Genomic DNA, 12,571 nt, shown 5'->3' with positions numbered 1-12,571 from the left:
CCTCAAATCCACAGCTTCTTGACGTTCCGGCCGCCATAAATCAGGTTGACCATGGCGCGGGTCACGAAGATGGCGGTGAACAGGGAGGTGAAGATACCCAGCGACATGGTCACGGCGAAGCCCTTGACCGGCCCGGTGCCCATGGCGAACAGGATGGCGCCCACCAGCAGGGTCGTCAGGTTGGAGTCCAGGATCGCCGTGAAGGCGCGACTGAAGCCCTCGTGGATGGCGCGCTGGATCGGCATGCCATTGGCGATCTCTTCACGAATCCGCGAGAAGATCAGCACGTTGGCGTCCACCGCCTGGCCCATGGTCAAGACGATACCGGCGATACCCGGCAGCGTCAGGGTAGCATGCAGGATGGACATCAAGGCCATCAGCAGCACCATGTTGAAGCCCAGGGCGATGGTCGCCAGCAAACCGAAGAAACGGTAGATGGCGATCAGGAACAGCGAGACGAAGACCATGCCCCAGATGGAGGCGTCGACCCCCTTCTTGATGTTGTCGGCGCCCAGGCTCGGGCCGAGGGTGCGTTCTTCGGCGAAGTACATGGGTGCCGCCAGGCCACCGGCACGCAGCAGCAGCGCCAGCTCCGACGCCTCGCCCGAACCGTTCAGGCCGGTGATGCGGAAGCTGTTGCCCAGGGCCGACTGAATGGTCGCCAGGCTGATGATGTGCCGCTCCTCCTCGAAGCCGGGTACCGCCACTTCCTTCTGCACGCCATCGACGGTCTGGTTCGTGTAGCGGGTGACCGGACGCTGCTCGATGAACACCACGGCCATGCTGCGGCCGACGTTGCTGCGCGTGGCGCGGTTGATCAGATCGCCACCGTGGCCATCCAGACGGATGTTGACCTGGGGCCGGCCATTCTCGTCGAAGCTGGCCGAGGCGTCGGTGACCTGGTCACCGGTGATGATGACGTTACGCTCCAGCGGTACCGCCGGACGACCCGGCTCGCGGAACTCGAAGCTCTCGGTGGAGGCACGCGGCGTATCCGGGGTCGCCGCCAGGCGGAATTCCAGGTTGGCGGTCTTGCCGAGGATGCGCTTGGCTTCGGCGGTATCCTGCACGCCCGGGAGTTCGACCACGATGCGATCGGCGCCCTGGCGCTGTACCAGCGGCTCGGCCACGCCCAGTTCGTTGACCCGGTTGCGCACCGTGGTCAGGTTCTGGGTGACGGCGTAGTTGCGGATCTCGCGCAGCTTGGCATCGGTCAGTTGCAGACGCAGCACCTGCAGATCGCCGCGGGTGTCGGTGGTCAGGGTGAAATCGTTGTAGTTCTTGCGGATCAGGCTCTCGGCCTGCTGCAGGTCGGCGGCGTCGGTGAAGCCGAGCTGCAGGGCGCCGTTCTGATCGGGCATGCTGCGATAGCGCACCTTCTCACGACGCAGCAGGGTCTTGACCTCGTTGTCATAGACCTTCAGGCGTGCATCCACGGCCTTGTCCATGTCCACGGCCAGCAGGAAGTGCACCCCACCGGAGAGGTCCAGGCCCAGCTTCATGGGGCTGGCACCGATGCTGCGCAGCCAGTGCGGCGTGGTGGGTGCCAGGTTGAGGGCGACCACGAAGTCGTCGCCGAGCGCCTTGCGCACCACGTCCTGGGCCGGCAACTGATCGTCCGCACGGGTCAGGCGAATCAGGCCGCGGGTTCCGGTCTCGTTGAGCGTGGCAGCCTTGACCGCCAGCTTGGCGGCCGTCAGCGCCGCGGTGGCGCGGTCCAGATCGGCCTGGGTGACCTTGCGTTCGGTGCTGGAAGCGCTGATCTGCACGGCCGGATCGTCGGGGTACAGATTAGGTAGCGCGTAGATGACGCCCACGACCAGTACGGCCAGGATCAGCAGGTACTTCCAGAGGGGATATTTGTTGAGCATGACACCGCCCGAGATAAAGGCGGGGCGCCTTGCGCGCCCCGGTGTTAGCTAGATTTAGGAAGGCTCAGAGTGCCTTCAGGGTGCCCTTGGGCAGAGTCGCGGCGATGGCGCCCTTCTGGAACTTGAGTTCGACGTTGTCGGACACTTCCAGCACCACGAAATCGTCGGTGACCTTGTTGATACGGCCAGCGATGCCACCCGTGGTCACCACCTCGTCGCCCTTCTGCAAGCCGCCGAGCAGGTTCTTGTGATCCTTGGTGCGCTTGGCCTGGGGACGCCAGATCAAGAAATAGAAGATCACCACGAAGCCGATCAGGAAGATGAACTGAATGTATTCACCCCCCGGTGCGGCATTGGCGGCCGGCGCGGCAGCTTCCTGGGCCTGGGCCGTGGAAATCAGAAAACTCATTGCACTACTCCTTGCAGAGTTGGATGACGGAAAAGAAGATAGCCCGGCGGTCGCTCTCGACCGTCTCGACGACCTCGGACCCCAGACTCGCTCCCTCGGCGAGCGGCGAAAGAACGCCGTCTCGCTTCAACGATCGAACAGGGGCTCTCAGCTGCCGAGCGGCGGTGTAGGCAGGCCGCGCCGGGCATAGAAGGCGTCCACAAAGTCGGCCAATTTACCCTCTTGGATAGCCTGGCGCAAACCGGCCATCACGCGCTGGTAGTACCGCAGGTTGTGGATCGTATTCAGCATACTCCCCAGCATTTCCCCGCATTTATCCAGATGGTGCAGATAGGCGCGGGAGAAATGTTTGCAGGTGTAACAGTCGCAGGTCGGGTCCAGCGGCGACTCGTCATGGCGATGCACGGCATTGCGGATCTTCAGCACGCCGGTGTCGATGAACAGGTGGCCGTTGCGCGCATTGCGGGTGGGCATCACGCAATCGAACATGTCGACGCCGCGGCGCACGCCTTCCACCAGGTCTTCCGGCTTGCCGACGCCCATCAGGTAGCGCGGCTTGTCGGCGGGCAGGTGCGGCGGCAGGAAGTCCAGCACCCGGATCATCTCTTCCTTGGGCTCGCCCACCGACAGACCGCCAATGGCGTAGCCATCGAAGCCGATGCCTTCCAGGCCCTCCAGGGATCTCAGCCGCAACTCTTCGTGCATGCCGCCCTGGACGATGCCGAACAGCGCGGACGGATTGTCGCCATGGGCCTCGCGGGAGCGCTTGGCCCAGCGCAGCGACAGCTCCATGGAGCGGCGCGCGGTATCGAAGTCGGCCGGATAGGGGGTGCACTCGTCGAAGATCATCACGATGTCCGAGCCCAGGGCGCGTTGCACGGCCATGGATTCCTCGGGTCCCATGAACACCTTGGCGCCATCCACCGGCGAGGCGAAGTAGACCCCCTCCTCCTTGATCTTGCGCAGCGCGCCCAGGCTGAACACCTGGAAGCCGCCGGAATCGGTGAGGATCGGCCCCTGCCACTGCATGAAGTCGTGCAGGTCGCCGTGGCGCTGGATCACCTCTGTCCCGGGCCGCAGCCAGAGGTGGAAGGTATTGCCGAGGATGATCTGGGCGCCGATGTCGGCGACGCTGTCGGGCAGCATGCCCTTGACCGTGCCATAGGTGCCGACCGGCATGAAGGCCGGGGTCTCGACCACGCCGCGGGGAAAGGTCAGACGACCACGCCGGGCCTTGCCCTCGGTGGCCAGCAATTCGAAATTCATGAAACTCATATCAGCTCTCCGGGCCCTGGGCCCCGGGATTGCGGGTGATGAACATGGCGTCGCCATAACTGAAGAAGCGATAGCCCTCGGCCACGGCGGTCGCATAGGCAGCCATGGTCTCGCGGTAACCGGCGAAGGCCGACACCAGCATCAGCAGGGTCGATTCGGGCAGGTGGAAATTGGTCACCAGGGCATCGACCACGTGGAAGGGCCGACCGGGATAGAGAAAGATGTCCGTCTCGCCAGCGAAGGCCTTGAGCTCACCGTCGCGCGCGGCGCTTTCCAGCGAGCGCACGCTGGTGGTACCGACCGCGATCACCCGACCGCCACGCGCCCGACAGGCGGCCACGGCCTCGACCACGCCCTGATCCACCTGCAACCACTCGCGGTGCATATGGTGGTCTTCGATGCGCTCCACCCGCACCGGCTGGAAGGTACCGGCGCCGACGTGCAGGGTGACGAAGGCGGTTGCCACGCCCTTGGCGCGGATGGCCTCGAGCAGCGGCTCGTCGAAGTGCAGCCCGGCAGTAGGGGCAGCCACGGCACCGGCGTTGCGCGCATAGACGGTCTGGTAGCGCTCGCGATCCTCGGCCTCGTCGGGCCGGTCGATATAGGGCGGCAGCGGCATATGCCCGACCCGTTCCAACAGCGGCAGCACGGGTTCGGCGAATTTCAGTTCGAACAGCGCATCATGCCGCGCGACCATCTCGGCCTCGGCGCCGCCGTCGATGAGGATACGACTGCCCGGCTTGGGCGACTTGCTGGAACGCACATGGGCCAGCACCCGCTCCTCGTCCAGCACCCGCTCCACCAGGATCTCCAGCTTGCCGCCACTGGCCTTCTGACCGAACAGCCGCGCCGGGATCACCCGGGTATCGTTGAACACCATCAGGTCGCCCGGCTGCAGATAGCCCAGGAGATCGGCGAAGTGGCGATGGCTCAGCTCACCGCTGGGGCCGTCGAGCACCAGCAATCGACTGCCGCGGCGCTCGGCCAGCGGATGACGGGCGATGAGGGATTCGGGAAGGTCGAAATGGAAGTCGGCGACGTGCATGGCAGGTAGATCTCGAAAGGCCGCACAGCTTACCGGAAGCGGCCTTTTTCACCAACGCACTTTGGATTGACCCGGCCGGCGACCATCCCTATACTCCGCCGCCATTGCCCCGGTGGCGGAACCGGTAGACGCGGCGGATTCAAAATCCGTTTCCGAAAGGAGTGGGAGTTCGAGTCTCCCCCGGGGCACCAAGCATCACTTTCCGTGCGTCCTTTGTGATCCATGGAAGCCAGAGAAACCGCCCATCGAGGCGGTTTTTTTGTGCCCATAAGATTCTTCCGACGTATCCCTTCACAGAATAGCGATTTACTGGGTTCGAGCATTTGTGAAAAGCTGTGCCGGAGGTGTCTCGGAAGCGTGATGAGTGCTCTATGAGCTGCGCTGAATTCCAAAGGTACTAGGAGGTGCCAAGTGCTCAACCTTATTGGCGCAATCTTCGAAGCCGCGTCCTTTGGGTGGGATATCCACAGAGAGCTCAAGAACGGCGAACGTGGTTGGCGCTGGGTTAGAAATTACCCCCGGATAGCATGGTGGCTCGCCCTTGTCTTGGATATCACATTCGTAGCCATTCTGCTTTTTGTCAGCGTACTGTTGGCTCTTGCCTAATCGCGTGGTATGGAAGTCGACCTAGTTGAACTGTCCAAAGGCTTCGATAGCGCGTCTATCCTTCTGTCCTAGTACAAAATGGGGAGGCTGGCCGTGGGTTATCTAAACACTACGCAAGCATGACGGAATATCGGCAGGTTCTGAACTTCAACACAACTGGCAGAGTTCGCATACGCTTGACGACGGGCTACCACCCAGGAAAAAACCAACAAGCTGTCCGGCTTGATTGAGCCTTACATGTATACCTTGGAGGCGCAAAGGAATGTATCCAAACGACAAGCTTCCTCTTGGTAAGGGACGCTTTGCCCTATTCATCATAGCGGGACTCAGCTTTTCTTTAGGACTAGCGCACATCGCGCTGGAAGCACAGAAGACAGGCGTTATATCCCTAAGCTCTAAGAGTCAAACGCCGCCAATCTATCGTGCAACCTCCCCAGACAGGTTTCAGCTAGAAGTCACTTCCCGGTGGGTGGGTTCTGGATTCTTCGGTCTTCTTTCCACTGGCCTGATTTGGGCACAGTGGAAAACAACTCGTCAGAAAAATCGAATCCATAACGCTCAACAGTGAATTCACAGGCATAGCTTTCCGTAGTCATCGTCTCTAACAAAACCCACTGAAAAAATTCTGACCTGGTCAGGGCCTGTCTAACGCCCCTTTAGCATCCTCCCTCGATACAAGAATCAATCCACGACAAACAACTTAGCGCCCGTAGCAGTCGATGATCGGTGCGCCTCTGCATTGTCGGCCACCTGGTAGCTCATGCCGGCGGTCAAGGTGAAGACGCGACCATCGGCCAGCTCTGTGTCCAGTCGACCGTCCAGGCAAAGCAGAATATGCCCCTTGCTGCACCAGTGATCGGCTAGGTAACCCGCGCTGTACTCGACCATGCGGACCTGTACTGCCCCGAACTGGCAGGTACGCCAAAGGGCTGAGCCGGTTTCGCCAGGATGGACGGTAGGTTCGATTTTCGACCAATCGGTGGTTCCGAATGGAATGTCGTTGAGTTGCATACTGGCCTCGATCAAACGTAAAGAAGGGCATACTAACCAAGTCGTAGGACGACAAAGCGATACAGATCGGACGGATTTCTTCGATACTTACGGAAGTAGAGCGTCGCCCATCCACTGGAGTCCGTGCCGGGTATCGGCATCACCCTTCGCCTAGCAAAACTCCCCCTCGATGCGGTTTTTGTACTCTAAGAATGCGCCCCCACTGTTCAGGGACGCTCTTGATCACCACACCCGCCCTAATCGTGAGGAAGGATGCCTTTTGAAAGTACTACTCCTAGCAGGCCTCGCCCTGCTGCTGAGCGGCTGCAGCCACTACAGCGATGCCGGCCCGCTCTGCGAGCCCAGTCCCTTGAGCGGTGAGGACTGCAAGCATCGGCAGCCAGTCGGTAACTATCTGATGGACAAGTATCACGAATGGGAACGCTACCAGTAGGCTGCACGCTCGATCCGATTGCCGAGAACTGGCTATGAGTAGAACCGCGCCTCTGCTGATCGTCCTGCTGCTTGGGCTACAGGGCTGCGCCGTGCAGCGACCGGTCGACCAGGATGGCGAGTGGGGTCGCTCGCCCAGTTGGACGCTGCAGGCGCGACTGCACAGCGCGCTCTATCGCTGCGAATTGCTGGTGCTCAATGGCAACAACGCCCGGCTGGCCGGCGAGCAGGCGCGCTTGCCGGGCTTTCGCCAGCAGTTGAGTGACTGCCAGACGACGGCCACCGCGGTGGCAAGCGAGGCGACCCGCCAGTTGCCCACCGGCCAGGATCGAGCGCTACGCAATGCCCAGAAGGTCTACCTGACGACCTGGCGGGATTATCTCGCGGGACTCACCATCGACCATCCAGCCGACCTGCAGCGCAAGCTGTCTTACGTTAAGGCACGCGCGGCATTGCTGGATACGGCAGCGAAAGCGCTGCTGAATCAGCGCTGACAACGCTGGGACGACCGCACAGCCAGCTGACAATCGGCAGCTGAATCCTGCGGGCAAAGCGTGCAATAGTAAGGCTTCGCTACGGACGTGAGACCTTGCGCATGGAAACGCTAGCCCCCTGCTCCCAGGTTGCGGTCAATGACCTGGAAACCGCTCAGTCTCCCGCCCGCTTCTCCTCGGACTTCATCGATCGCCTGCTCTCGCGTTGCGAGACGCGCATCGGCGAGATGGAAGACTTCCCCGACATGAGCCCGGATCTGCGCCTGATCCATATGCAGAACGTCGATCTACTGGTGCGGACCGTGGTGGGCGAGTGTCGTCATAGAGACCAGATCCGCCGCGTTCAACGGATCCTGAGGTTCTGCGAGGAACACGCCAGCTGGTTGCAATTGCAGCCGGTGAGTCAGGGCGCCGCCTAGCTGAAGGCGCCGGCGGGTCTCGAAGCAACTGCCAAAGGTAGCGAGCGGCTCTCAGGTGATACACACCCGAGAGCCGCTCTGCATTCGTCTGGTCGCGCTTAACCAGCCCGTCGCAGCAACAGCACCCCGGCCACCGCGCAGAGCAGCGCCGGTGCCAGCACGGCCACTAGCGGCGAGAAGCCGAACACCAGGCTGGAGGGACCCAGCAGGTCCTGGAAGATCCGCAGGGCGAAGCCGAGGATCACCCCGGTGAAGATCCGCTGCCCCAAGGTCACCGAACGCAGCGGACCGAAGATGAAGGAGATCGCCATCAGCACCAGGGCAGCGGTCACCAGCGGCTGGAAGAGTTTCGACCAGAACGCCAGCCAGTAGCTCTTGTTGTTCAAGCCCTGGTCGGCCAGGTAGTGGATGTACCACCACAGCCCGGAGATCGACAGCGCATCCGGCTCCATGATCACGGTATCGAGCACCTGCGGGGTGAGCTCGACGTTCCAGATCACCTTGGCTTCCTGGCGCACGCTGGTCTGGCGATCGCCGAAGTCGGTGATGCTGACGTTTTCCAGCTCCCAGTGATCGCCGCGATAGACGCCGCGCTGGGCGAAGCTCGATTGCAGCAGGTGACGCTTGTCGTCGAACTCATAGCGCGTCACCCCCAGCAACAGGCCGTTGGGCTGCACGGCGTTGACGTGGGTGTACTCGTGCCCTTGGCGATGCCAGAGGCCGTGGCGCGAACTCTGCGCCTTGCCGGCGCTCTGGGCCAGGGCACGCCCGCTCTGGGCGAGGTTCTCCGTCCAGGGCGCGACGTACTCACCGATCAGGATACCGGCGATGAGCAGTACGAACATGGGCTTCATCACCGCCCAGACGATGCGTCCGAGGGAGACGCCCGCGGCGCGCATCACGATCAATTCGCTGCTGCTGGCGAGGGTACCCAGACCAACCAGGCAGCCGATCAACGCCGCCATGGGCAGCATCTCGTAGGCATGCCGCGGCGTGGTGAGCAGCACGAACTTGAGCGCCTCGGCGACGCCGTAGTTGTCGTCGAAGTCGCCGAGCTGATCGATGAAGGCGAACAGCAGCGCCAGACCGACGATCACCCCGAGTACCGCGAGGATGCTGACGAAGACGGTGCGGCCTATGTAGCCATCGAGCTTGTTCATGCCGCCACCCCCGCCTTGTTACCGCGCAAACGCGCCTTGAGCGGTTCCCAGAAGGCCAGCAGCAGGCCGAGCGCCAGGAACAGCAGGTGCACGCCCCAGAGCCCGATGGCCGGCGGCAGGCGGCCCTTGTCCAGCGCACCGCGAGCGGCGATCAGCAGCGACAGATAGGCCATGTACAGCAGGATCGCCGGCAGCAGCTTGAGGAAGCGGCCCTGGCGCGGATTGACCTTGGCCAAAGGCACGGCGATGAGGGTAACGATGAACACCAGGATCGGCAGCGATAGCCGCCATTGCAGCTCGCCGCGATATTGCAGCTCGTTGCTGCGCAGGAGTTCGCCGGTGGTGACGGCATCGCGCTCGCTGATGTCCTCACTCACCTCAGGCTTGGGCAGCAACACCCCATAGGTTTCGTACTGCACGACCCGGTAGTCGGCCTGCCCGGGCACGCCGTCATAGCGGAAGCCGTTCTGCAGGATCAGGTAGCGACTGCCGTCGGGATGGATTTCCTGACGACCGGTATCGGCCACCAGGACGCCCACGCCCCGGTCCTTGCCGCCGGCGGTCGAGGTATTGCGCTCGGAAATGAACACACCGCCCAACTGACTACGATCCGCCGAGAGCCGCTCGGTGTAGGTGACCCGGGAGTTGTCCCGCAGCGACTGGAAACGCCCCGGCTCAAGGGTATCGAATTCGGTCATGGCATCCTGCTGATTGAGGATGCTGGTGACCTTCTGCACGCCCAGCGGCGCCAGCGACAGGCTCAGCCAGGCGACCACCAGGGCAACCACCGCGGCCGGCGCCATGCTGTAGGCCAGCAGGCGGCCGGGGCTCATGCCGGTAGCGGTGAGCACGGTCATCTCGCTGTCCAGGTACAGCCGACCGTAGGCCAGCAGGAAGCCGAGGAACAGGCCCAGTGGCAGGATCAGCTGGAGGAAGCCGGGAATACGGTAGGCCATGATGAGCAGCAGCACGCCGGGGTCCAGCAGGCCTTGCGCCGCCTGGGCCAGGTACTTGATGAAACGGCCGCTCATGATGATCACCAGCAGCACGGCACTGACCGCACCGAGGGTGGTGAGAACTTCTCGAGACAGATAGCGGAAGACGATCAAACAGGATTCTCCAGGGTTGTCAGGCTCTGGCGCGAACGCTCACACTAGCTCGGCTGCATGGCTTGCGTCACAGGGCCCACCCGTTGAAGGCCGATCGCCGGGAAAGGTCCTGGCGAAAGCCCCGCATTATATCCTGCGAACTCATGTGTTTGTCTTGGGGAGCTTCTCCTAATGGAATTCGTCGTCAAAAACGCTCGTCCGGAAACCCTGAAAACCGCCACCCTGGTCGTGGCCGTCGGTGAAGGCGGCGCGCTCGACGCAGCGGCCAGTGCCGTCGACGTCGCGACGTCCGGCGCCCTGAGCGCAGCCGTCAAGCGCGGCGACATCGCTGGCAAGGCCGGTCAGACCCTCTTGCTCACCAATCTGCCCGGCATCAAGGCCGAGCGTGTGCTACTGGTGGGTAGCGGCGCGGCCGAAGGTCTTTCCGACCGCCAGTACCGCAAGCTGGCCAGCGGCGCTCTGGGCGTGCTCAAGAGCCTGGGCGGCAGCGACGCCGCCATCGCCCTCGGCGATGTACCGGTCAAGAACCGTGACGGCTACGCCCGCCTGCGCCTCTTGGCCGAGACCCTGGCCGATGGCGACTACGTGTTCGACCGCTTCAAGAGCAAGAAGGCAGATCCGCGCCCGCTGAAGAAGCTGACCCTGGTCACCACCAAGGCCTCCCAGCCGGACGCCGAACGCGCCCTGGCCCATGCCCTGGCGATCACCCATGGCACCGCCTACGCCAAGGACTTCGGCAACCTGCCGCCAAACATCTGCAATCCGATCTACGTGGCCGACCAGGCCAAGGCCCTGGGCAAGCAGTTCAAGGACGCCGGGCTTTCCGTCGAGGTGCTCGACGAGAAGAAGCTGCGCGAACTGGGCATGGGCTCCTTCCTCGCCGTGGCCCAGGGCAGCGCCCAGCCGCCGCGCCTGGTGGTGCTGCAGTACAAGGGCGGCGCCAAGAACGCCCAACCCTACACCCTGGTCGGCAAGGGCATCACCTTCGACACCGGCGGCATCAGCATCAAGCCCGCCGCCGGCATGGACGAGATGAAGTACGACATGTGCGGTGCCGCCAGCGTCCTGGGCACCTTCCGCGCCCTGGTCGAGCTCAAGCCGGCAATCAGCGTGGTGGGCCTGCTGGCCCTGGCCGAGAACATGCCCAGTGGCACCGCCACCCGTCCGGGTGACATCGTCACCAGCATGAGCGGCCAAACCATCGAGATCCTCAACACCGACGCCGAAGGCCGTCTGGTGCTGTGCGACACCCTCACCTACGCCGAGCGCTTCCAGCCCAAGGCGGTGATCGACATCGCCACCCTTACCGGCGCCTGCATCACCGCCCTGGGTTCGCTGGTCTCCGGCCTGATGGGCAACGACGAGGCCCTGATCGATCAGGTCAAGCAGGCCGGCGACCGCGCCGACGACCGTGTCTGGCAACTGCCGCTGCACGACGAGTACCAGGAGCAACTGGACAGCCCCTTCGCTGACATGGCCAACATCGGCGGGCCCAAGGCCGGCACCATCACCGCCGGCTGCTTCCTGTCGCGCTATGCCAAGGCTTACCCCTGGGTCCACCTGGACGTAGCCGGTACTGCCTGGATCAGCGGTGGCAAGGACAAAGCCGCCACCGGTCGCCCGGTGCCCCTGCTGGTGCAGTACCTGCTCGACCGCACCGCCGAGGCCTAAGCACCTGCTCAAAGTCTGCTGCGCGTCGGCCAAACTGCGTTGAAAAGACCTTCGGAATGCTCATTTACGCTTTGTAAACTCCGCTTCCTCAGGTCTTTTCGCCTTGTTTGGCTCTAGCTCGCGAGACTTTGAACACGCGCTAACGCCTATAGAGGCCGCGACGCCCTCACGTCGCGGCCTTGCCGCTTCCCTCCCCTTCTTCGTGATCCCCATGACCCGTGTCGATTTCTATGTCCTGCCCTCCACCGATCCCGCGGCACGGCTGGCCTTCGCCTGTCGGCTGGTGGACAAGGCCTGGAAGCAGGGCATGCCGGTCTATGTGCACTGTGCCGACGCCGAGCAACGCCAACGCCTGGACGAGCAGCTGTGGGCTTTCCGCCCCGACAGCTTCATCCCTCATGACCTGGCGGAAACCGCCGCCGATAGCCCGGTCGTGCTGGGGCTGGCCACGCCCGCCGATCAGCGCGGCGAGCTGCTGATCAACCTCACCCTTGCCCCGCCGCCCTGCCATGCGGGTTTCGCCCGGGTCGCCGAAGTGGTCGTCGAGGCCCCGGACGTGCGGCAGGCGATGCGCGAGAGTTTTCGTTTCTACCGCAAGCTTGGCTATGCTCTACAGGATCATCAGTTGTCACGCGTGTGATACCCATGACCAGCGCCAAGCCTCCCGCCCACGTCCTGCAAGACCTCGAAGCCATCCGCCAGGTACTCGACAAGAGCCGTAACGCTGTCCAGCCGAGCAGCGCCGATGGCATTCCCATCCTCTCCGACGTCATCGCCCCCAGCGCCGAGCGCCTCAAGGCCATTCCGCCGCTGCTCGACCAGATCGTGCCGGACGCCATCGAAGACGTGACGCCGAGCGAGCCGCACGAAGACCTGGCCCAGGTGCGCCTGCGCCAGGAAGCCCCGACCATCCTCCAAGCGCTGCTCGACGAAGAGCTGCCGCGCCTGGAAGCCGAACTGCAGCGCCGGCTGGCGCAGCGCCTGGACGAACTGCTGCAACGTCCCTGACTCCTGGGCGCCAAGGCGCCCTGCCGTCGGCGGGCTGGAGTCGCTATACTCGGAGGCTTTC

At 63.2% G+C, this 12,571-nt stretch carries 13 protein-coding genes and 1 tRNA gene; 7 read left to right on the top strand and 7 right to left on the bottom strand.

Features of this window, described 5'->3' with window-relative positions; all coding sequences use genetic code 11:
* Positions 1 to 2 precede the first annotated feature (2 nt).
* From secD to queA, 4 genes are all read right to left on the bottom strand, one after another.
* Positions 3 to 1,871 carry a protein translocase subunit SecD gene (secD, locus tag FAZ11_RS17180; protein WP_058762150.1) on the bottom strand — a complete coding sequence of 623 codons (1,869 nt, stop codon included), beginning with the start codon at positions 1,869 to 1,871 and terminating at the stop codon, positions 3 to 5.
* 64 nt (positions 1,872 to 1,935) lie between these two features.
* Entirely contained in the window at positions 1,936 to 2,280 is a 345-nt protein-coding gene (yajC, locus tag FAZ11_RS17175) for a preprotein translocase subunit YajC (RefSeq protein WP_058762149.1), read from the bottom strand.
* Between the two features lie 147 nt (positions 2,281 to 2,427).
* A complete protein-coding gene (gene tgt / locus FAZ11_RS17170) occupies positions 2,428 to 3,546 on the bottom strand; it encodes a tRNA guanosine(34) transglycosylase Tgt (protein ID WP_058762223.1) in 1,119 nt (372 codons plus the stop codon).
* A 10-nt stretch (positions 3,547 to 3,556) separates the two neighbouring features.
* Positions 3,557 to 4,600, bottom strand: coding sequence for a tRNA preQ1(34) S-adenosylmethionine ribosyltransferase-isomerase QueA (gene queA / locus FAZ11_RS17165; RefSeq protein WP_058767764.1), 1,044 nt, complete (start codon positions 4,598 to 4,600; stop codon positions 3,557 to 3,559).
* Positions 4,601 to 4,706: 106 nt separating this feature from the next.
* Between queA and FAZ11_RS17160 the strand changes: the two genes are divergently transcribed.
* A tRNA-Leu gene (locus FAZ11_RS17160) sits at positions 4,707 to 4,791 on the top strand.
* A 1,096-nt stretch (positions 4,792 to 5,887) separates the two neighbouring features.
* Here the strand turns inward: FAZ11_RS17160 and FAZ11_RS17155 are convergent.
* Positions 5,888 to 6,217 carry a DHCW motif cupin fold protein gene (locus tag FAZ11_RS17155; protein ID WP_058774264.1) on the bottom strand — a complete coding sequence of 110 codons (330 nt, stop codon included), beginning with the start codon at positions 6,215 to 6,217 and terminating at the stop codon, positions 5,888 to 5,890.
* Positions 6,218 to 6,476: 259 nt separating this feature from the next.
* Between FAZ11_RS17155 and FAZ11_RS24695 the strand changes: the two genes are divergently transcribed.
* The 3 genes from FAZ11_RS24695 to FAZ11_RS17145 all read left to right on the top strand — a co-directional run bounded on the left by FAZ11_RS24695 (position 6,477) and on the right by FAZ11_RS17145 (position 7,562).
* Positions 6,477 to 6,650, top strand: a complete 174-nt coding sequence (locus FAZ11_RS24695) for a hypothetical protein (RefSeq protein WP_158295278.1) — start codon at positions 6,477 to 6,479, stop codon at positions 6,648 to 6,650.
* A 34-nt stretch (positions 6,651 to 6,684) separates the two neighbouring features.
* Positions 6,685 to 7,143, top strand: coding sequence for a hypothetical protein (locus FAZ11_RS17150; protein ID WP_058774263.1), 459 nt, complete (start codon positions 6,685 to 6,687; stop codon positions 7,141 to 7,143).
* Between the two features lie 101 nt (positions 7,144 to 7,244).
* Positions 7,245 to 7,562 carry a hypothetical protein gene (locus FAZ11_RS17145; protein ID WP_058774262.1) on the top strand — a complete coding sequence of 106 codons (318 nt, stop codon included), beginning with the start codon at positions 7,245 to 7,247 and terminating at the stop codon, positions 7,560 to 7,562.
* Between the two features lie 98 nt (positions 7,563 to 7,660).
* Here FAZ11_RS17145 and lptG read toward each other — a convergent pair whose 3' ends face one another.
* Positions 7,661 to 8,722: an LPS export ABC transporter permease LptG gene (gene lptG, locus FAZ11_RS17140; RefSeq protein ID WP_058774261.1), complete on the bottom strand. Its 1,062-nt coding sequence runs from the start codon at positions 8,720 to 8,722 to the stop codon at positions 7,661 to 7,663.
* On the bottom strand, positions 8,719 to 9,831 hold the full coding sequence (lptF, locus tag FAZ11_RS17135; RefSeq protein WP_058774260.1) for an LPS export ABC transporter permease LptF: 1,113 nt from the start codon (positions 9,829 to 9,831) through the stop codon (positions 8,719 to 8,721). Before lptF ends, lptG begins: the two co-directional genes overlap by 4 nt.
* Before the next feature lie 171 nt (positions 9,832 to 10,002).
* On the opposite strand from lptF, the gene FAZ11_RS17130 reads away from it, so the two are divergent.
* From FAZ11_RS17130 to FAZ11_RS17120, 3 genes are all read left to right on the top strand, one after another.
* Complete coding sequence (locus FAZ11_RS17130) at positions 10,003 to 11,502, top strand: leucyl aminopeptidase (protein ID WP_058774259.1); 1,500 nt, start codon at positions 10,003 to 10,005, stop codon at positions 11,500 to 11,502.
* A 211-nt stretch (positions 11,503 to 11,713) separates the two neighbouring features.
* Positions 11,714 to 12,142, top strand: coding sequence for a DNA polymerase III subunit chi (locus FAZ11_RS17125; protein WP_058774258.1), 429 nt, complete (start codon positions 11,714 to 11,716; stop codon positions 12,140 to 12,142).
* Between the two features lie 5 nt (positions 12,143 to 12,147).
* The gene (locus FAZ11_RS17120; RefSeq protein ID WP_058774257.1) at positions 12,148 to 12,510 is read left to right on the top strand and encodes a hypothetical protein; all 363 of its coding nucleotides are present in this window, start codon (positions 12,148 to 12,150) and stop codon (positions 12,508 to 12,510) included.
* Positions 12,511 to 12,571: the final 61 nt, after the last annotated feature.

The sequence above is a fragment of the Pseudomonas rhizoryzae genome (genome assembly GCF_005250615.1).
In the GTDB taxonomy this organism is placed as follows: Bacteria; Pseudomonadota; Gammaproteobacteria; order Pseudomonadales; family Pseudomonadaceae; genus Chryseomonas; species Chryseomonas rhizoryzae.
The sequence above is the reverse complement of the archived record's forward strand: the minus strand, read 5'-3'. Positions and strand labels throughout refer to the sequence as shown.